Origin of the sequence: Alitibacter langaaensis DSM 22999, from assembly GCF_003096995.1 — a bacterium.
GTDB lineage: Bacteria > Pseudomonadota > Gammaproteobacteria > Enterobacterales > Pasteurellaceae > Exercitatus > Exercitatus langaaensis.
In genome coordinates, this window is record NZ_QENU01000002.1 from 222,862 (window position 1) to 244,004 (window position 21,143).

Here is a 21,143-nt window from a genome sequence, read left to right on the forward strand (position 1 = left end):
AGACTAGGCTTTTGGTGCTGCACAGCTTTCTAGTTCTTTTTTCATTTTTTTCGTTGGTCCAGTGACAAACTCAACAGGGCGCCAAGAATCGCCAGTTTTTTCTAACCAAGGCAATAATTCTTCTTTGATGAGTTTCTGTACCAATTCAGGATTGCTGTCTGCAATGTTTTTCATTTGGTATGGATCAGCAACATTATCAAAGAGTTTATATTTCAATGGTTCACCGTCTTGACGATCAACTTCTAAAGTATGGGTTGCTGTACGCACGCCACGTCTGCCGAAAGAAGGTTGACCATAAGGCACAAAGAGATAAAGCTGAGAACTTGGGCTTTCACCTTTGTCGTTTGTCACTTGTTCCGCAAGGCTGACACCTTCTACGCTATCAGGGATACTTTCTTTCAAGCCGAGTAATTCTAAGATAGTCGGATAAATATCTGGTGCAGACATTAAGGTTTCATTCACGCCAGCAGGGATTTTGCCTGGTAAGCGGAACATCATTGGTACGCGTAAAGATTCTTCATAGATATTATTTTTAGTCGGTGCACCGTGTGAACCTAAGCAGCAGCCGTGATCAGAGAAGAAGACGACTAAAGTATTGTCTGCTAAGCCTTGTTTATCCAATTCAGCAAGAATGCGTCCAAATTGTTCATCTACCCCAGAAACCATGGCGAGATATTCTTTGAAATATTGCGGGCCATAGCCTTCTTGGTATTCTTTATCCCAGTTGACATTTGGGCGAGTATTTAACTCTTTAGAGCTTTGCGGATACATATCCAAATATTTTTGTGGTACTTGGTCATAAGGAGAGTGCGGCGGGTTCATTGATACCACTAAAGCGAACGGTTTATTTGGATCGCGATATTTATTTTCTTCATTACGAAGATACTTGATCGCCATATCTGCTTCGTGTTCAGGGCCCCATTGGTTCACATATTCTGGATATTCACGAGGTGTATCATTTCCCCAATACATTGGTTTTAAGTGTAGATCGTATGTTCCGTAAGAATACCAGAAATCAAAACTGTGGCGGCGATCTGGTGGTGTCCAGTCATTCCAATAGCGTCCTTCCATTGGGTTGTTATAGCTCTTAATGTATGGTTTTTGTGGCACATCTAAATGCCATTTACCAATATAACCTAATGAGTAGCCTTCTTCTTTCAATACATCAGACCAGCATTTTGAATAAGGTGAAAGTTCAATACCTACTTTACCACCGTAGTCATGGGTATTCCCTGTTACCCCATTATGTTGTGGATATTTCCCTGTCATCAACATACCACGGAATGGCGAGCAAAGCGGATAATTAGAAATCATTTGATCCATCACTTTCGATTGTTTTGCAAACGCATCTAAATGAGGGGTAATGGCTGGATCTTGTTTCTTAAATCCCTGCGCCATTGCACGCATTTCATCAGGGAAAACAATCAGCAAGTTAACGGGTGGTGTCGCATTTTTAGATGATTTCGTTTCATCTTTTGCTACCGCATTGATTGAGGCGGCAGAAAGTGCTGTCGCCGCACTTGTAGTAGCCACTCCTTTAATAAAATTACGACGTGAAATGCTCATTAAAGCCTCCTGTTTATGATATTAAGTAAAATAATTTAGTACTTTGCCATAAGCAAGTGCGGTTATCTTTCCATAAATTTTTGTATTTCTCTATATTTTGACACACAGTTTCATAAGAAAAAATTTATTTTGTGAGTTAGATCACAAATTTCTATTTTTGTTATTTTTTGTTTTGTTATCTTTCGATATACTCATACCAAAGCAATACGAAATCATATTTCGGTATCGTATATGTGAAATGATATGTACCAAGAAGGAAGTAATAAAAGTGAGCGTTTTGTTAGATTTAATCAAAAAACATAAAAACGGTGAAGCAGTAGGTATCTATTCTGTTTGTTCAGCTCATCCACTTGTATTGGAAGCATCATTAGAACAGGCGAAACAAGATAACTCTCCGCTATTGATTGAAGCCACTTCTAATCAAGTGGATCAATTTGGCGGCTATACAGGAATGACCCCTGCGGATTTTCGTCGCTTTGTTGAAAAGTTAGCTGAACAAGTAGACTTTCCTCAAGATCAATTAATTTTAGGTGGGGATCACCTTGGTCCAAACCGTTGGCAAGGATTGCCGGTAGATGAAGCAATGGCAAATGCCGAAAAATTGATTGAGGCTTACGTTGCAGCGGGTTTTGAGAAAATCCATTTAGATTGCAGTATGTCTTGTAAAGGCGATCCTATCCCACTTTCTGATGAAATTGTGGCAGAACGTGCGGCTCGCTTGGCGGTGATTGCAGAGCAAACTGCGGCAAAACATGGTTTTGCAAATCGTATTGTTTATATCGTGGGAACTGAAGTACCAGTGCCGGGTGGAGAAGCAGAAGAAATTGCAGAATTAGAAGTCACTTCACCAAGTGCAGCAAAAGCAACAATTAATGCACACAAACAAGCATTTTCTCACGTTGGCTTAAGCAATATCTGGGAGCGTGTTATTGGATTGGTGGTTCAACCGGGTGTTGAATTTGACCATACAAAAGTAATCAATTTTATTCCTGAAAAAGCGAAAGCCTTAAGTCAAGTAGTAAATGATTACGAAAATCTTGTTTTTGAAGCACACTCTACGGATTATCAAACAGAAGAAGCTTATCAAGCATTAGTGAAAAATCATTTTGCGATTTTGAAAGTAGGTCCAGCGTTGACTTTCGCTTTGCGTGAAGGGCTATACGCACTATGCGAAATGGAAAACCTATTATTTCCAGCTGCACAACGCTCAAATTTACGCGATGTGCTTGAAGTTCAAATGCTAGCACACCCTGAAAACTGGCAAAAATACTATCACGGTGATGAATTAGAACAGCGTTTTGCGAGAAGTTTTAGTTTTAGTGACCGCATTCGTTACTACTGGACGAATGAAGACATCTCAGCAGCCGTAGATAAATTATTGGCAAATTTTGAGAATCTTGATATTCCTCTTCCATTACTTAGCCAATATTTACCAGAGCAATATGCCGCAGTGCGAGCAGGCACACTTGCTCCACGCGGAAAAGATTTAGTATTAGATAAAGTACGTGCGGTTGTCCGCCAATATGCTTTAGCGTGTTTTTTTCAATAAATAATGAAGGATAAATAAAATGGCAAATTATTTAGGTATTTCAGAAAGCGAGTTAGTAGCAGGGAAAGCTATCATGACCGCAAAAGAGATTGAACACCAACCTCAAGCGTGGTTACAGGTTTTGAATTCTGTTGATCAACAACGCAAACAAATTTTAGACTTTATTACACCAGTGATGAATGCCGCCAATGGTCGTGTAATTTTTACTGGCGCAGGGACTTCAGCTTTCGTTGGGCATTCTTTACAACCTTTTGCTTTAACTTTAACTGATAAACGAGTGGAATCTATTGCGACAACAGATATTGTCTCTAATCCTTATCAGTATTTTGCGCAAGATGTGCCTACATTGTTAATTTCTTTTGCACGCTCAGGAAATAGTCCTGAGAGTGTTGCGGCAGTAGAGTTGGCGAATCAATGTTTAACAAATTGCTATCATTTATTTATTACCTGTAATGAACAAGGTGCATTATATAAAAACGCACAAAAAAATGACCGCACTTTTGCATTATTAATGCCACCTCAAACCAATGATGGTGGATTTGCAATGACATCAAGTTTTAGTTCAATGATGTTATCTGCACTTTCTGTGTTCTTATTACCAAAAGGATCAGTAGTTGAACAACTACAATTTATTTGCGAAGCGACAGAAAAATTAATTCCTCGCTATGTGGATTATGCACGTCAACTTTCTCAAGTAGATATTGAGCGTATCATTTATTTAGGTAGCGGTGGATTACAAGGTTTAGCGCAAGAATCTGCATTAAAAATCTTAGAATTGACTGCGGGTCAAATTGTCGCAACTTATGACTCACCATTAGGTTTCAGACACGGTCCTAAATCTATCGTAAATACAAAAACTGCTGTAGTGGAATTTTTATCTAACCGACCTTATACACGTTTGTATGATATTGATTTATATAATGAATTATGCCGTGACAATATCGCAAGCTGTGTGGTTTGCTTAACTGCTCAAGCAGGTATTGAAGGCAAAGATGTGATTACTATTGAAGGCTTTGAAAATGCAGCGGATTATGCATTGTTATTCCCATACATTGTATTTGCACAAATTAATTCGTTTTATAGTTCATTTAGCCGTGGTATTACCACAGATAACCCTTGCCCAACAGGCGAAGTAAACCGTGTGGTTCAAGGGGTTATTATTCACCCATTTAATTCATAATTAAGGAGATCTTTATGTCAACACCTAATATTGTATGGACGCGTATTGATGAACGTTTACTGCACGGACAAATTCGTATCACTTGGGGTAAACATTCAGAAGCGAATTTAATTTTGGTTGCAAATGATGAAGCAGCAGAGGGTCCTAATGCAGCATTTATGCAAGCGGGAATGAAAGCTTCAGCTGGTGGTGAATATGCGGTACGTTTTTTCACAATTCAAAAAACTATTGATGTAATTCATAAAGCATCACCACAACAAAAAATCTTTATTTTATGTAATAACCCAACGGATGTTGCACGTTTAGTTGAAGGCGGCGTGCCAATTAAACATTGTAATATTGGTAATATGCACTACCACGAAGGCAAAACCCAATTAACCAAAACAGTATCTGTTGATGAAAAGGATCTTGACGCATTCCGTCGTATGGTGAACGCAGGTGTAACTTGCACAATCCAAAATACACCGGACGCACAAGAAGTCGATATTAAACAATATCTTTAATATTCATAAGGAGCGTTTATGTTAACTGAAGCGTTATTAGTCGCCGTTTGGGCGTTCTTCTGTGGTATCGATAAATACGATGTCGCATTAAATATTCACCGTCCGTTAATTACAGGTCCTGTTGTGGGCTTAATTATGGGGGATGTTCAATTAGGATTACTTACAGGGGCAACTCTTGAGCTAGCTTGGTTAGGTTTAGTGCCTAATGCGGGTGCTCAACCACCTGATGTAACAATGGGTACAATCGCAGCCGTTGCATTTGCTGTAATGACAGGACAATCAGCCGAAGTGGCAATGGGTGTAGGTATGCCAATTGCGGTATTAATGCAAATGTTAGTGATTGGATTCTTTGCATTAACTTCATTTACGATGGGTAAAGCAGATCGCTATGCAGAGCAAGCTAATGCAAATGGTATTGACTTCTTATTAATTTCAACCATCTCATTACGCTCATTAATGTATGCAATTGTTGCCTTTATCACGGTTTACTTCGGTGAACACGCGGCAGCATGGATTGATAATAATGCACCGAAAGAGCTTTTAGCAGGTTTAGGTATCGGCGCTCGTTTAGTTCCAGCAATCGGTTTTGCAATGTTGTTAAAAATCATGTGGTCAAAACAAGTGGCTGGTGTATTCTTCATCGGTTTTGTTGCAACAACTTACTTAAAACTTCCAATTATGGCAGTTGCAATCATCGGTGGTTCAATCGCAGTACTTTATTTCTACTTCTCAGGTAACGGCAATAACAATAAACAATCTCAAGCACAGGAGTTTGAAGATGGAATCTAAAAATGTAAATAATCAAGTAAGCCTTGTTGATGATATTGACGCATATCAAGATCAAACAGTTCGCAAAGTGATTACAAAAGGCGACCTTTGGAAATGTGCGATCCGTGGTTTATTTATGGAAGGTAACTTCAACTTTGAACGTATGCAAGCGGGGGGGTTTGCCTATTCCATTATTCCAGCGTTGAAGAAGATTCACGGTAATAACAAAAATGATTTAGCAAAATCATTAAAAAACCACCTTCAATTCTTTAATGCGAGTCCAAAACTCTTTACTTTCTTGCTAGGTACTGCCGTTGCAATGGAAGAAAACAAAGAAAAACCTTCTACAATCAATGTAATGAAAGTAGCAGGGATGGGGCCTACTGGGGGGATCGGTGATGGTATCGACCATATGACACTGATGCCATTAACGCTTGCTTTAGGTGCTTCAATTTCATTAGAAGGCTCTTTGGCTGGGCCATTTGTATTCTTTGTTTTATACCAACTCGTACACTTCTTTGTTTATTTTGGCTTAATGTTTATGGGCTACAAAGCAGGTACGGCAGCGATGGTAAATATGAGTGATTCAACAGAACGCTTAGCCAAAGCAGCGAATATTATGGGTATCTTCGTTATCGGTGCATTGTGTGCGACTTTCATTAATTTTAAGACAACGGCGACACTTGAACTCGGTGGTAAAGTAGTTACCCTACAAACGGATTTATTTGACAAAATTATGCCAAATATCCTACCGTTAGCCTTAGTATTCCTAATGTTTAAATTGGTAAAAGGCACCGGTTTCTGGGCAAAACCACCAGTACTGATTTTTAGTACCCTTGCCTTCGGTATAATTGGTCACTTAATTGGCATTCTTTAAAAAATCACTTAGTACTTAAGGAAAATGGGGGAAACCTTATTTTCCTTCTAGAATAACAATAAAATAAGGACAGATTATGTTAGGTATCGTTGTATCAGGTCATATTAATTTTGCTTCTGGAATGCGTTCTGCAGTAGAAGCAATCGTTGGTCAGCAACCACAATTAGAATTTGTGGATTTTTTAGAAACGATGACGACTGAGGATTTAGAAGCACAACTGTCAGCGGCTAAAGAGCGTGTAAATACTGGTGAAGGTGTGTTGTTCTTAGTCGATTTATATGGTGGCTCGCCTTGTAATCGAGCAGTGAATATTTTATTACAGGATCCGAATGTTGAAGTTGTTGCTGGAACTAATTTATCAATGATCGTTAATGCAGCATTGGAACGTGAAGATTTATCATTACGTGAAGTTACAGATTATTTGACCAATGGTGAATTTAGCCAAATCAAAGATTTACGTCAGGATTTAGCCGCACTTTCGCAAAATAATGATGACGGCGAAGAAGACGGGCTATAAGTATTCACATTATAAAACAATGAGAGGAGAAACAATGAACCCTCAACAACAAATCGTTGCCGTGATGAAAAAGGTTTATCAATGGCAAGCTGCAAATCAAACTCGTACAGTCATACGCAGAACAGGACGAGTACGTTTTATTAAAGATACAGACTGGGATCGTGCTGTTTTTTGGGGGAGCGTATCAAATGCTTGGAAAGTGACGGGCGAACAAGTTTTCTTAGATGGTGTATTAAATTATACCTTGCACACTGGTTTTCGCACGGGGCCACACGCCCGCTTTGCTGACGATTTAGTTTGTGCACAACCTTATCTTGATGTTTATCCACTATTCAATCAACCTGAGGCATTAGAACCAACCATTAATTTTGTTGAAGATATGCTAGCCAACCCTAAACCAGGGCGTGAAGATTGGTGGTGGTGTGACTCACTCTTTATGGCACCGCAAGTGTTCTTTACTTTATCTACATTGACAGGAGAAAGTAAATACCGTGATTACGCAAATCAAGCGTGGTGGGATTCTGTAGAGCATTTACAAGATAAAGGAACAGGATTATTTTACCGCGATCACCGCTATATTCCAGATGGAAAAGGCGGAGAATTACGCGAAGCGAATGGCGAAAAAGTCTTTTGGGGACGTGGTGTAGGTTGGGTAATTGCGGCGATTCCGCGTCTATTCCGTGATATGCCAGAAGATTATCCGGAACGTGATCGCTATTTAGCACTTTATCGTCAACTCGCTGAAACTATTTTACCATTCCAATATGAAGATGGTTTCTGGCGTGCAAGTTTACTAGATCCACAAAGTTTCCCAGCAAAAGAAAGCAGTGCAACAGCACTCTTCTGTTATGCTTTGGCTTGGGGCGTGAATCAAGGTGTGCTAGACCGTGCAAAATATCAACCAGCCGTAGAAAAAGCGTGGTCGGGATTAGTAAGTGCGGTCGATTCTAAGGGAAAATTAGGTTGGATTCAATTACCGGCCTTTAATCCTCGCGAAGTAAAAGCGGAACATAACATTGATTATGGTGTTGGTGCATTCTTATTAGCTGGTGCTGAAATGTATCAACTACAAGCTAAATAAACTCAAGTTATTTAATCATAGAGGAAAGAAAATATGAAAATTGCATTAATGATGGAAAATAGCCAAGCGGCAAAAAATCCTATTGTTCTAAATGAATTAAAAAATGTGGTTGAACCCAAAGGACATAGTGTTTACAACGTAGGGATGAACAGCGAGCAAGATCATCATCTAACCTATATCCATCTCGGGATTATGGCCAGTATTCTATTAAATTCTAAAGCCGTTGATTTTGTGGTAGCGGGTTGTGGCACAGGACAAGGGGCATTGATGTCATTAAATGTTCACCCAGGTGTGGTATGTGGCTACTGCCTTGATCCTGCTGATGCGTTCTTATTCTCACAAATCAATAATGGTAATGCCTTATCTTTAGCCTTTGCAAAAGGTTTTGGTTGGGGAGCAGAATTAAATGTTCGCTATATGTTTGAAAAAGCATTCGAAGGTGAAAAAGGTCAAGGTTATCCACCAGAGCGTCGTGAACCACAAGTTCGTAATGCGGGCATCTTAAACCAAGTAAAAGCAGCTGTTGTAAAAGATAACTATTTGGATACATTACGTGCAATTGATCAAGAATTAGTGAAAACCGCTGTGAGTGGCGAGCGTTTCCAACAATGTTTCTTTGATAATTGTCAAGATGATGAAATCCGTGCTTATGTTACAGCCGTTCTAAATAGCTAATCTGCTATGATATGTAGGGGGAAGAGAAATTTCCTCCTGCATAAGTAATTTTTCACTGAAATTACTTTTTCAAATTTAATTTTTTCACATTAGGAGTTTTTATGTGTCAGTCTCAACCTGCTTATTTCCATATGATGGCAAAACCGAGTAGTTTTCATTGTAATATCAAATGTGAATACTGCTTTTATTTAGAGAAAGAGCAAGTGCTTACGCATAATGTACGCCTAATGAGCGAAGAAACATTAAGAAACTATATAAAGAATTATATTGAATCCCACTCAGGCGATCATGTTGATTTCGCTTGGCAAGGTGGTGAGCCAACGCTACTTGGGCTTGATTTCTTTAAAAGTGCGGTCAAATTTCAGCAAGAATTTGCAAATGGCAAAACCATTACAAATGGCTTTCAGACCAATGGTATTGCTCTTAACCGCCAATGGGCAGAGTTTTTCAAAGAAAATAATTTTTTAATTGGTATCTCCGTTGATGGATTAAGCGAGGTACACGATCGCTATCGTATTTCAGTAAATGGGCAGCCTACTTTTGAACGTGTGAAAAGAGCTATTGAATTACTGAAAGAATACGAAGTAGATTTCAACACACTTACTGTGATTAATGATAAAAACTGGCATAAAGGAAAAGAAACTTACCAAGCATTAAAAGCATTGGGATCGACTTTTATGCAGTTTATTCCGATTGTTGAAGTCGCCAACTATTCTTTGCAACGCAATGATTATAATCCAGGTAAAAATTATCGAATGGCGCCATTTTCTGTGCCTGCTGATGGGTATGGACATTTTCTGTTAGATGTATTTACCGAATGGGTTTGCCAAGATGTGGGGCGTATTTTTGTGCGTGAATTTGATAATTTACTTGGGCAATGGCTCGGTTACCCGTCAACAAGTTGTATTCATACTGAAACTTGTGGCACAGCAATGATTGTTGAAGCGAATGGTGATGTCTATTCTTGCGACCATTATGTTTATCCAGATTATTGTTTAGGTAATGTGAACACGAAACCATTAAATGAAATAGCGCTTTCAACGAAACAACAAAAATTTGGCAATGCGAAAAAAGAAACCCTCACAAAAGCCTGTGAAAAATGTGATGTACGCTTGATTTGTCAGGGGGGGTGTCCAAAACATCGTATTGTGAATTTGAAAGGGGAAAAATTTAAACACAATTATCTTTGCCCTTCTTATCAACTCTTTTTCCGTCAAACTGCCCCGTTGATGCATCGTATGCGAGATATTGTGCAACAAGGTGGTTTGGCAGAAGAAATTATGAAAATAATCAACTAATACACGAAGGAGAATTTGATGAAACTTTCATTACTTAATAAGTGTTTGCTATCGGCAATGGTTGTAGGAGGTGCCGCTCAGCCACTTTATGCTCAAACTAACAATACACAACAGCCAAATGTTTTAGTTATTGTGATGGATGATCTTGGTACGGGACAATTGGATTTTGCGATTGATACGCTTGATAAAGAAGCGTTGAAAAAACGCCCTGTTGCACCGCGTTATCAAGGTGATTTGGATAAAATGATTGATGCTGCTCAGCGAGCGATGCCGAATGTATCAAAACTGGCTGCAAGTGGGGTAAAAATGACAAATGCCTTTGTTGCTCACCCAGTTTGTGGACCATCTCGCGCAGGGATTTTAACGGGACGTTATCCAGCATCATTCGGTATTTATAGTAATGATGATTCTTTCAATGGTATTCCTTTGGATATTAAACTGCTTCCAGCATTATTCCAAGAGAATGGCTATACCACCGCAAATATTGGTAAATACCATAATGCGCGTGTAAATAGAGATAAAAAAATTGGACGTATTACCAAACCAGAAGATGTGCAAACCCGTGATTACCACGATAATTTCTCATCTATTCCAGATAAAGGCTATTTCCCAACGGATCGTGGCTTTGATTATTCTTACAGCTACTTTGTTTCAGGTGCGGCATTATGGAATTCACCAGCCTTATGGCGTAATGATAAGCCAATTGAATCTCCAGGATACCTAACTCACAATTTAACCAATGAAGCGCTTAATTTCATTGATAAAACAGGTAATAAACCATTTTTCCTCAACCTTGCATATAGTGTTCCACATATTCCTTTAGAAGAAGCTTCACCAGCGAAATATATGGATCGCTTCAATACTGGAAATGTGGAAGCAGATAAATACTTTGCAGCGATTAATGCGGCAGATGAAGGTATCGGTAAAATTGTTGATAAGTTGAAAGCGGATGGAAAATTAGACAATACGATTATTTTCTTCTTATCTGACAACGGTTCTGTTCACGAAGCACCAATGCCGTTAAATGGTATGGATAGAGGATTTAAAGGTCAAATGTATAATGGTGGTTTACGTGTACCATTCATCGTTTCTTGGCCAGGTCATATCCCTGCAAATAGTAAAAATGACAGCTTAATTTCTGCTGTGGATATTCTTCCAACAGCATTGAAAGCGGCAAATATTAAAGTGCCTGATTCTTTAAAACTTGATGGACGTGATATTTTACCTGTATTAGAAGGCAAAGAAAAAGTCTCTCCACACCAATATTTATATTGGGCAGGTCCAGGTGCAAAACATTATAGTGAAGAAAACCAACAATTCTGGGCGGATTATTGGAAGTTCATTACCTATAATACCAATGAAGCACCGAAAAACCCGCATTTAGAGAAATTATCAAAAAGCTCATGGGCAATTCGTGATCAAGATTGGACACTTTATTTCTACAATGACGGTAGCAATAAACTCCATCTTTACCACGATAAAGTTGATGCCGCGGAAAGCCAAGATGTTGCAGCTAAATATCCAGAGAAAGTAAAAGAATTACAAACTGCTTTCTATGATTGGATTCGTGCGCAACCAAAACCGATGGCGTGGAATCCGGAAGAATTCCAAGCTATTGAAGCTTCTGCAAAAGGTAAATAATGTTATCGTTCAGCCACAATTAGTTGTGGCTGATTTTTCAAGGGATTATGATGACAAAAATTACACTCAGTATCTTAGATAAAGACAATAATATCAAAATAGGTAAAAGTGCATTTGAGTTTTTAGCATTCACTTACAAGGGCGAGTATCAAGCAGGCGATCGCATTCGTCTTGAGGTTGATTCTGCACCTTGCTATCTTAAATTACGTCTTGAAGATAGCTTAGAAAGTAGCGTGATCTATTTAACCGAAAACGTTTTTGAATTTCAAATTCCTTTTGGCGATGATAGACGCTTATATAACAGTGATAAAGTCTTTCAAGGTGGGCTGCATTTTCTTTGGGTGAGAACGGCAAGAGATTATGAAATTAGCCAATATACTAACCTTGCATTCAATCCTTATTTCCAATCTCATCAAACAGAGGTTTACCCTCGGGTAACGAGTAATATCACACCAAGTAATATTCGTTTTGCACCACATAATGTGATTGATGGTATTTTTGATAGCAATGCACACGGTTCGTATCCGTTTACGTCTTGGAGCAATGCACAAGATCCCAAGGCACAACTTACCATTGATTTTGGACGAACTGTTGAAATTGACGGGCTAATTCTCATTTTGCGAGCTGATTTCCCTCACGATGCTTGGTGGCAACAAATCCGAGTCTGTTTTTCAGATGGTTCAGAACAACTATTATCCTTAGAAAGAAGTGGGCAGCCTCAAACATTTTATTTTGATAAACGCCAGTGTGATTCACTTACATTGACCGATTTTTTGAAAGGAAAAGATGCTTCTCCTTTCACCGCATTAACTCAAATTGAAGTTTTAGGAAAAAATGTATCAACAAATTCATAAGGTAAAACAATAAAATGAAAGATTTTATTCATTTTTAGACGGAGTAAATTGATTTTTTAGCAATTTATTATTTCGTTTTCTTTCATTTATGTTTGTTTTGATTTATAATTTTTAAAACATAACACATCAAAGGACAAAAAATGAAGAGTGCTCTTGAAAGAAGAATGGAGATAGTGGCGATAGTCAATAAAAACTCTTCGGCACGCGTTGAAGAGTTGTCTGAAATCTTTTCTGTTTCTACGGTGAATATTCGTCAAGATCTTAATTTTCTTGAAAAAAATGGTTATATCGTGCGTTCTCACGGTGGTGCTGTACCGAATCGAGGCATCATGGCAGAACTCAGTAATTCGGAAAAACGAAATCGTAATTTAAGTGCTAAAAGTAAAATTGCAGCGGCAGCGCTACAATTTATCGAAGATTATGACAGCATTATTTTAGACTCGGGCACCACAACAAAAGAAATTGCAGTCGCACTAAAAAAATCAACACGCCAGAATGTTTTAGTGATGACTAATGGATTGGATGTTGCTTTTGAGCTCGCTGATGCAAATGATGTTGAAGTGCTTATGACAGGCGGAAAATTGCGTAAAAATGCGATGTCTTTTTCTGGTTTGCAAGCGGATGCAAGCCTTGCTAATTATCGTTTCAATAAAGTATTTTTGGGTGTAGATGGATTTGATATCCATACTGGAATCACCACACATAATGAACAAGAGGCCAATCTTAATCGCATTATGTGTGATGTTTCTAACCAAGTAATTGCTGTGGCAGATTCAAGTAAATTCGGTCAAAAAAGTTGCCATATTATCCGTAAATTTGCAGATATTGATATTTTAATTACGGATTCGGGCATTCCTCCAGAATATTTAACCGCACTTCAAGAAAATGATATTGAAGTGATTATTGTTGATTAGAAGGAAAGAATTATGCGTTATGCAGTAAAAGCGGGAAAAGTCATTACTTCATCTAATGAATTGATTAATCAATATGTTGTGATTAATCAAGGGAAAATAGAAAGCATTCAAGCCGAAAAACCGACCGATTGCGATATTCATTACTACCCAGACAGTTATCTTTCGGCAGGCTTCATTGATGTTCATATCCACGGGCGTGCTGGTGCCGATGTGATGGATGAAGATGATAGCGCAATTAACACGATTGCTCAGGCATTGCCAAGCACTGGGGTAACCGGTTGGGTCGGAACAACCGTTTCTGCACCTTGGGAAAATATTCTTTCTTCAATGCAAAGAATGAAAAACTACATTCAGCAAGGAAAGCAAAATGGAGCAGAATTATTGGGCAGTTTTATGGAAGGCCCTTATTTTACAGAACGTCATCGTGGCTCTCACCCAACACAATACCTTATGCCGCCAACAATTCCTCAGCTAGAAGAATTATTGCAAATTTCTGACCGCACTTTATTGCGTGTCGCCATTGCTCCTGAAGTGGAAAATGCAGAACCCGTCATAAAATGGCTTGTTGAGCACGGCGTGAAAGTTTCTGTTGCACATACCAATGCAAACTTTGAACAAGTAACCAAAGCGTATTATTTAGGGGCTGATTGTGGCGTACACTTATTTAATGGAATGAGTGCGTTACACCACCGAGAGCCAGGTTGCACAGGGGCAGTTTTATATCACGATATGCTCGCAGAAATTATTGCAGATGGTATTCACGTGCATCCTGTGGTGCTAAATTTAGCTTATAAATTGAAAACCTACAGAAAAATGGTGCTAATAACCGATTGTATGCGTGCAGGCGGTTTACCCGATGGAGAATATACTCTCGGTGTACAAACGGTGCGTGTTACAGATGGGCAAGCAAAAACCTTTGACGGTTCATTAGCAGGCAGTACCTGTAGTTTAGATCAAGCCTTACGCAATATGGTCTTTAAAGCAGGTGTTCCAGTATGGGAAGCCATCCAAATGGTGACCACAATACCTTCCATTTACCTTGGCGTGGAAGATCGTATTGGCGATATTGCAGTAGGAAAAGAAGCGAACTTCACCTTGCTAGACAACAAATTAAACGTACAAGCAACTTTTGTTCGTGGTGAACAAGTTTATAAGTGCGGTCAATAATTGATTAATTTTTTACATTTCTAATATATGGAGAAAAACAATGTCAACTTTAAGAACTGAACGTTTAAAAAAATTATGCAGCCAAGACAATTTAATTGCAGCACTTGCTATTGACCAACGTGGGGCATTACGCCGTATGTTAGGTGAGTCAGCAACAAATGAACAGCTTGCTGAATTTAAAGTGTTGGTGTCTGAACATCTCACCCCTTACGCTTCATCAATCTTGCTTGATCCTGAAGTGGGTTGGAACGCTGCTGCGAAAAAAGATGCGAATGCGGGGTTATTAATGGCTTACGAAAAAACTGGTTATGATAAAACACAGCCAGGTCGTTATCCTGATTTGATTGACGATGTTTCAGTACAACGCTTAAAAGCACAAGGTGCTGATGGCATTAAATTATTGCTTTACATTGATATTGATGAAGGCAAAGAAGTGAATGATCGTAAAGAAGCCTTTGTTGAACGTGTTGCATCAGAATGTCAAGCAGAAGAAATGCCGTTTTTCTTAGAACTTGTTAGCTACGATGCAAATATTTCTGATGCGAAAGAATATGCAAAAATTAAACCTCGCAAAGTGATTGAAGCAATGAAACTTTTCTCTCAACCACGTTTTGGTGTGGATGTGTTAAAAGTGGAAGTGCCAGTAGATATGAAATTTGTAGAAGGCTTTGCAGAGCAAGACGCTGTATATAGCCAAGAACAAGCGAAAGCGTATTTCAAAGAGCAAAGTGATGCAACAGACATTCCATTTATTTTCTTAAGTGCGGGTGTGAGTTCATCTTTATTCTTAGATACGCTACGTTTTGCAAAATCAGCAGGTTGTGATTTCAATGGCGTATTATGTGGACGAGCAACTTGGGCGGGTGCTGCAGAGATCTTTAAAGCACAAGGTGTTGAAGCCGCTAAACAATGGTTGCTTAGCGAAGGAAAAGCGAATATTGAAGCATTGAATGTCGTGTTAAAAGAAACGGCACAACCTTTAAACGTTTAAGTTATTTCGTTTATATTTAGAAGTGCGGTCAAAAAGTTGCGAGTTTTTGACCGCACTTTTCTTTTTTACTTTCCTTATTGAAATATGGTTTTAAATTTTTTAGATCTAGATCACATAATTGAAATATATTCATGGACGAGGCGCTTATTCTAAGGTAAATTTGACTCACACTCAGTTTAACAGGAGGTAACGGAATGAAGGTTTTGCATAATATGCATCCTAATGACACGAAACACTATGATACTGAAAGATTGCGTGAGGCATTCTTATGTGAAGAGCTTTTTCAGCTCGGAAAAATTAATGTGGTTTATAGCCATATCGACCGCCTAGTGGCATTAGGTATTATGCCAAATAGTCAAGAAACTTTATCTTTAGATGAAGTAATTGATAAAAAATCTTTTGGCACCGACTTTTTCTTGCAACGCCGAGAAATGGGGATCATCAATTTAGGTGGTGCTGCAGTGATTGATACGCAACAAGGTCGTTATACTTTAGCGCATCTTGATGCACTTTATTTAGGAAAAGAAACGCAAAATATTAGTTTTTCTTCGCTTGATACTCAAAATCCTGCCGTTTTATATGGGTTGAGCGTGCCAGCTCATCATCAATATCCAAATAAACTGATTAAATACGAAGAAGCGAGAAAGGTTCAATTAGGTTCATTGGCGAATGCCAATGCTCGCCGTATTAATCAATATTTACATCCAGATATTTTAGAAACCTGTCAATTATGCATGGGAATGACCGAATTGGAAAAAGGCAGCGTATGGAATACGATGCCAGCCCATACCCATGAACGCCGTATGGAAGCCTATCTCTATTTTAATATTGAACCCGATCAAGTTGTTTTTCACTTTTTAGGTGAGCCAACGGAAACACGGCATATTGTAGTTCGAGATAAGCAATTGATTATTTCACCGAGTTGGTCGATTCATTCTGGGTGCGGTACAAAAAATTATAGTTTTGTATGGGGAATGGCGGGTGAAAATCAAACCTTTGATGATATGGATTTTATCGCTATGCAAGATTTACGTTAGTTAATTTCTTCTTTCTTTCATCATTTCTTAACAGGGAGTTTTATATGAAATTTTTCAAATTATCTAAGAAAGCGTTATTACTTGTTACTGCATTTGGAGCATTCTATTCTGCCAATACAATAGCAGCAACAGAAGTTAAAATTTCCTTTAACCAATCGGATAAACATCCTCAATATCAGGCTTTACAAGAATTTGGCGAAGCATTCTCTAAAGCAACGGACGGACGTTATAAAGTCAATATTTTCCCGAATGAATTACTCGGCGATCAACGAGCATCATTAGAATTAGTACAAAACGGTGCGATTCAAATGGCAGTGGTTGCTAACCCATTAGTGGAAAACTATGACAAAACATTTACTGTGCTTGGTATTCCTTATGTTTATGCTAATACTGCCCATCAAGAAAAAGTGTTCACATCAGGCATTTTAGATGAATTATTTGCTTCCACCAAAAAATTAGGATTTGAAGTATTAACTGCTTATACGGCAGGGGCAAGAAGTCTTTATGTTAAAGGCGCTCCAGTTAAAACAAAAGCAGAATTACAAGGTAAAAAAATTCGCGTGTTGCAATCTGATACGATGATCAAAATGTTATCTTGCATGGGCGGAACCGGTGTTCCAATGAATCAGGGGGAAGTCTATACAGCGATTCAACAAGGTGTATTAGATGGAGCTGAAAATAACGAGATCACTTATGTGGATCTTAAACAATATGAAGTGGCGCCTTATTTTATTCGTACGGAACATTTGCGCATTGCTGATTTGTTAGTGGTGAGTGATATGTTCCTATCTATGCTGACACCAGAAGATCAAGCTACATTAAGAAAATTGGCAAAAGAGAGTACCGTAAAAGAATTTAAGTTATGGAATGCTCAAATTAAAAAAGCAGAAGATATGGCTAAAGAGAAAGGGGCAACATTTGTGGATCTTGACACCACTGAATTCCAACAAAGTTGTAAACCGTTACAAGAAGAACTAGTGACAACTCCTGCTCAAAAAGCATTATATGAAAAAATTATTGCATTGAAATAATGATGATCTGGGATCAATCATAATATTGATCCCTTTATTTATTGGAAGAAAATATGGTTAGAATTCTATTTTCAATAAAGAAATTAGTTGATCGCATACTCGAAAGTATTTGCATTTTTATTGTTGCTGTAATGACTATTTTGATCACTTATCAAGTGGTTTCTCGCTATATATTTAATAGTCCTAGCGCAGTGAGTGAGGTTCTCTCTCGCTATCTTTTTGTATGGCTAATTCTTTTTGCGGGTGCTTATGTTTTTGGTTTAAGAGAGCATATGGAAATTGCTTTTTTGAAGAATAAATTATCCGCTAAAGGTCAAGTTTTTGTAAATACCATTGCAGAACTCGCCATAGCGGCTTTTGCAATTGGTGTGATGATGATCGGTGGCTATAGTGCTACTTTGCGTCAAATGTTTCAGCTTGACTCTGCATTACAGATACCTATTGGCTTTATTTATTCAGCCATTCCGATTAGCGGCGGAATTATCTTATTTTATGTGATCTGTAATTTAATAAAGTTTTATCAACCTAGTCATAGATAGGTTATTGGGAGGCGTTATGGACATGGCAACAACAGCCGCGCTAGTGATGCTTATCGGCACAGTTTTTTTCTTGGTAATTGGCACGCCTATCAGTATTAGTGTTGGCGTATCTTCAGTTGCTGCAATGTTAGTTATTCTTCCATTTCAAGGGGGAATGGTGACATCAGCACAACGTATTTTTGTTGGTCTAGATTCTTTTGCACTACTTGCAATTCCTTTCTTTATTTTAGCTGGAAATATTATGAACAGCGGAGGAATTGCAATTCGATTAATCAATTTCGCTAAACTTTTTAGTCGTTGTTTACCGGGCTCTTTGGCTCAAACAAACATTATTTCCAACATGTTGTTCGGCTCAATTAGTGGCTCTGGCGTGGCATCAGCGGCTGCGGTGGGGGGAATTATGTCTCCCATTCAGAGAAAAGAAGGTTATGATCCTCGTTATAGTGCAGCAGTGAATATTGCCTCAGCGCCAACAGGCATGTTAATTCCACCGAGTAATACCATTATTGTTTATGCAACAGTTGCAGGCAGTGTTTCTGTTTCCGCCTTATTTATGGCAGGTTATTTGCCCGGTATTTTATGGGGTGTTGCAGTCATGATTATTGCAGCATTTATGGCGAAAAAAAGAGGCTATGTTAATCGAGAGAAGATTAGTCTTTCACAGAGTTTCTCTATTACTTTAGCTGCATTACCTAGTCTTTCATTAGTGTTAATTGTTATCGGCGGTATTCTCGCTGGCGTTTTCACCGCGACAGAAGCTTCAGCGATTGCTGTTGTTTATTCTTTAATTTTGAGTGTTTGCTACCGAACTTTATCAATAAAAGATCTTCCACAGATTTTTTTACAAACAGCCAAAATGTCTGCGATCGTTATTTTTATGTTAGCGACCTCATCCATAATGTCTTGGGTAATGGCGTTTACTCAAATTCCAAATATGATTGTATCTGGACTATTATCCATAACCGATAACCCAATTCTGATTTTACTCATCATTAATTTAGTGTTGCTCGTGATTGGTACATTTATGGATCCAACGCCAGCCGTACTCATTTTTACGCCGATATTTTTGCCTATTTGTGTTTCTTTAGGTATGAGTCCTATTCAATTTGGGATTTTACTTGTCTTTAATTTATCACTAGGGACAATCACTCCACCAGTAGGGCCAATTCTATTTACAGGATGTAAAGTAGGCAATATTGAAATTGAGCAAGTGATAAAAACGCTATTGCCGTTTTTCATCGCTATTTTCATTACTTTAATGCTAGTAACCTACATGCCTAGTGTTTCAATGGCTATTCCTGAACTTATGGGCTTGGTGAAGTAAAACATTTATGCTGGAAGATGTTATAAATTTCCCACAATTGCTTGGTATTCTTGCTTTTATATTGGGAGTCCTTTGCTTTTATCAGCGTAATGATAAAACATTTAGAATCGTTATGCTGATACAAAACATCACTTATATGAGTCATTTTTGGCTATTAGGTGCAAATGTGGCAGCAATGGGGGCATTGTTTTCTACAATACGAACGGCAACATCGATTTATATCTCTTCCAAATATATCGCATTATTTTTTGTGGTATTAGGGATTCTTTGGGGATATTTTATTACGGATTTTTTGTGGCAAATATTTCCTATTATTGGCTCTGTTATTGGTACAATTTCTTTATTTTTGCTACAAGGAATTCCAATGAGATTATTTATGCTAGCAGGTTCATTTTGTTGGTTGATAAATAATATTCTAGTGAATTCATTAGGCGGAATTTTATTAGAAAGTACAGTGATCGTAATGAATACATTCACCATCATACGGCTAATACGACAAAAACGATAGAAATAACTTATTTATATTATTTATTGACTAACTGGAGAAATCACTATGAAAAAACTATTAATTGCAACAGTTTTGGCGACTGCGTTTTCAATGAATGCCTTCGCGGACAATGGCACAAAAACTTATCAAGTTGCTTATGAATCTCAGGCGCCAGTATTAGATGGTAAGCTAGATGATGCAGTGTGGGGAAAAGTGAAAGCCGTAACGGATTTCACCAATCCTTGGGAACAAACCAAAATGCCAAAAACTGAGTTTAAAGCATTCCATGATGATCAAAATTTCTACTTTTCATTTGATGTAGAAGATCCGAATATCGTGGTTTATGACACAGTAGATCACGAATGGATGGTGGCGCGTGAAGACCGTGTAGAGCTCTTTATGGCACCAGGTGAAATTGATAAACCATTAGCTGATGGTAAATATCCAAAATATATTGCCTTAGAAATGGATTATAAAGGTCGCACATTATCTATGATTCGTGATGTGGCGAAAAATATTAATCGAGAATGGGATCCGAAAACCTTAGAAACCGTAGGTGTTCGCACTGAAAAAGGTTATACCCTAGAAGGTAAAATTGCCTTAAGTGAATTAAAAGAACATAATTTGATTCAAGGTAATAAGATTCGTGCAGGGGCTTATCGAGCAGAGTTCTCGATTGTTGAAGGCAAAGAACAAGCCAAATGGATTACATGGGTTGATCCAAAAACAGAAAAACCAAACTTTCACATTAACTCATCTTTTGGTGAATTTGTATTAGAGCCTAAAAAATAATCTATTTTGAAAATTTAGTCCCTTTTAGAGTGTGAATTTGTGTATTATAAGGAGAAATACCTGTTTGTTCGCAAACAGGTATTTTTATCATCTAGCGAACGGGGCATGTCAAATTATGGTTCTAATCGGATAAAAAGAAGCGAGATAACTTCACAAAAGTAAAATGTTTGGAGTTCTTGCTTTTTCCAGATATTAGAATAAACTTGCCCCCTCTAAAGCAAAATGTTTAACTGGAATAAATGTTAAAACTTAATTTGGGGCTGACGTAGATTAGCCCTAAATTTCACACCATTTTCGCAATGTTTTTAGCTGCATTTTGGGTGTTCCAAAGTTAAACCGAAATTCACATTCC

General features: G+C 38.1%; 21 protein-coding genes and 1 pseudogene. 20 read left to right on the forward strand and 2 right to left on the reverse strand.

The window, feature by feature from the left end:
* Positions 1-3: 3 nt before the first annotated feature.
* Positions 4-1,566, reverse strand: a complete 1,563-nt coding sequence (locus C8D76_RS02780; RefSeq protein WP_116631283.1) for a sulfatase family protein — start codon at positions 1,564-1,566, stop codon at positions 4-6.
* A gap of 268 nt (positions 1,567-1,834) precedes the next feature.
* Between C8D76_RS02780 and kbaZ the strand changes: the two genes are divergently transcribed.
* The 20 genes from kbaZ to C8D76_RS02880 all read left to right on the forward strand — a co-directional run bounded on the left by kbaZ (position 1,835) and on the right by C8D76_RS02880 (position 20,791).
* The gene (gene kbaZ / locus C8D76_RS02785; RefSeq protein ID WP_116631284.1) at positions 1,835-3,115 is read left to right on the forward strand and encodes a tagatose-bisphosphate aldolase subunit KbaZ; all 1,281 of its coding nucleotides are present in this window, start codon (positions 1,835-1,837) and stop codon (positions 3,113-3,115) included.
* A gap of 19 nt (positions 3,116-3,134) precedes the next feature.
* Positions 3,135-4,295, forward strand: coding sequence for an SIS domain-containing protein (locus C8D76_RS02790; RefSeq protein WP_116631285.1), 1,161 nt, complete (start codon positions 3,135-3,137; stop codon positions 4,293-4,295).
* A gap of 14 nt (positions 4,296-4,309) precedes the next feature.
* Positions 4,310-4,798 (forward strand): PTS N-acetylgalactosamine transporter subunit IIB, encoded by a 489-nt coding sequence (gene agaV / locus C8D76_RS02795; RefSeq protein WP_116631286.1) that lies wholly within the window; start codon positions 4,310-4,312, stop codon positions 4,796-4,798.
* A gap of 18 nt (positions 4,799-4,816) precedes the next feature.
* On the forward strand, positions 4,817-5,587 hold the full coding sequence (gene agaW / locus C8D76_RS02800; RefSeq protein ID WP_116631287.1) for a PTS N-acetylgalactosamine transporter subunit IIC: 771 nt from the start codon (positions 4,817-4,819) through the stop codon (positions 5,585-5,587).
* A complete protein-coding gene (locus tag C8D76_RS02805; RefSeq protein WP_116631288.1) occupies positions 5,577-6,443 on the forward strand; it encodes a PTS system mannose/fructose/sorbose family transporter subunit IID in 867 nt (288 codons plus the stop codon). Before agaW ends, C8D76_RS02805 begins: the two co-directional genes overlap by 11 nt.
* 76 nt (positions 6,444-6,519) lie before the next feature.
* Positions 6,520-6,960: a PTS galactosamine/N-acetylgalactosamine transporter subunit IIA gene (gene agaF / locus C8D76_RS02810; protein WP_116631289.1), complete on the forward strand. Its 441-nt coding sequence runs from the start codon at positions 6,520-6,522 to the stop codon at positions 6,958-6,960.
* A 34-nt stretch (positions 6,961-6,994) separates the two neighbouring features.
* Positions 6,995-8,041, forward strand: a complete 1,047-nt coding sequence (locus C8D76_RS02815; protein WP_116631290.1) for a glycoside hydrolase family 88/105 protein — start codon at positions 6,995-6,997, stop codon at positions 8,039-8,041.
* 33 nt (positions 8,042-8,074) lie between these two features.
* Positions 8,075-8,716, forward strand: a complete 642-nt coding sequence (locus C8D76_RS02820; RefSeq protein WP_116631291.1) for an RpiB/LacA/LacB family sugar-phosphate isomerase — start codon at positions 8,075-8,077, stop codon at positions 8,714-8,716.
* Positions 8,717-8,817: 101 nt separating this feature from the next.
* Positions 8,818-10,014: an anaerobic sulfatase maturase gene (locus tag C8D76_RS02825; RefSeq protein WP_116631292.1), complete on the forward strand. Its 1,197-nt coding sequence runs from the start codon at positions 8,818-8,820 to the stop codon at positions 10,012-10,014.
* 18 nt (positions 10,015-10,032) lie between these two features.
* On the forward strand, positions 10,033-11,655 hold the full coding sequence (locus tag C8D76_RS02830) for a sulfatase family protein (RefSeq protein ID WP_116631293.1): 1,623 nt from the start codon (positions 10,033-10,035) through the stop codon (positions 11,653-11,655).
* A 47-nt stretch (positions 11,656-11,702) separates the two neighbouring features.
* Positions 11,703-12,509: a carbohydrate-binding protein gene (locus tag C8D76_RS02835; protein ID WP_133241333.1), complete on the forward strand. Its 807-nt coding sequence runs from the start codon at positions 11,703-11,705 to the stop codon at positions 12,507-12,509.
* A 140-nt stretch (positions 12,510-12,649) separates the two neighbouring features.
* Complete coding sequence (gene agaR, locus C8D76_RS02840) at positions 12,650-13,423, forward strand: transcriptional repressor AgaR (RefSeq protein ID WP_116631295.1); 774 nt, start codon at positions 12,650-12,652, stop codon at positions 13,421-13,423.
* 12 nt (positions 13,424-13,435) lie between these two features.
* On the forward strand, positions 13,436-14,590 hold the full coding sequence (gene nagA / locus C8D76_RS02845) for an N-acetylglucosamine-6-phosphate deacetylase (protein WP_116631296.1): 1,155 nt from the start codon (positions 13,436-13,438) through the stop codon (positions 14,588-14,590).
* Between the two features lie 40 nt (positions 14,591-14,630).
* On the forward strand, positions 14,631-15,581 hold the full coding sequence (locus C8D76_RS02850; RefSeq protein WP_116631297.1) for a tagatose 1,6-diphosphate aldolase: 951 nt from the start codon (positions 14,631-14,633) through the stop codon (positions 15,579-15,581).
* 194 nt (positions 15,582-15,775) lie between these two features.
* Positions 15,776-16,618 (forward strand): 5-dehydro-4-deoxy-D-glucuronate isomerase, encoded by an 843-nt coding sequence (gene kduI, locus C8D76_RS02855; RefSeq protein ID WP_116631298.1) that lies wholly within the window; start codon positions 15,776-15,778, stop codon positions 16,616-16,618.
* A gap of 44 nt (positions 16,619-16,662) precedes the next feature.
* Positions 16,663-17,649: a TRAP transporter substrate-binding protein gene (locus C8D76_RS02860; protein ID WP_116631299.1), complete on the forward strand. Its 987-nt coding sequence runs from the start codon at positions 16,663-16,665 to the stop codon at positions 17,647-17,649.
* A gap of 53 nt (positions 17,650-17,702) precedes the next feature.
* A complete protein-coding gene (locus tag C8D76_RS02865) occupies positions 17,703-18,188 on the forward strand; it encodes a TRAP transporter small permease (RefSeq protein WP_116631300.1) in 486 nt (161 codons plus the stop codon).
* 22 nt (positions 18,189-18,210) lie between these two features.
* Positions 18,211-19,512: a TRAP transporter large permease subunit gene (locus C8D76_RS02870; RefSeq protein ID WP_207774990.1), complete on the forward strand. Its 1,302-nt coding sequence runs from the start codon at positions 18,211-18,213 to the stop codon at positions 19,510-19,512.
* A 7-nt stretch (positions 19,513-19,519) separates the two neighbouring features.
* Positions 19,520-20,020: a YgjV family protein gene (locus C8D76_RS02875; RefSeq protein WP_116631302.1), complete on the forward strand. Its 501-nt coding sequence runs from the start codon at positions 19,520-19,522 to the stop codon at positions 20,018-20,020.
* Positions 20,021-20,065: 45 nt separating this feature from the next.
* Positions 20,066-20,791: a carbohydrate-binding family 9-like protein gene (locus C8D76_RS02880; RefSeq protein ID WP_116631303.1), complete on the forward strand. Its 726-nt coding sequence runs from the start codon at positions 20,066-20,068 to the stop codon at positions 20,789-20,791.
* Positions 20,792-21,067: 276 nt separating this feature from the next.
* Here the strand turns inward: C8D76_RS02880 and C8D76_RS02885 are convergent.
* Positions 21,068-21,143: pseudogene (locus C8D76_RS02885) on the reverse strand (IS1595 family transposase); the annotation flags it as partial.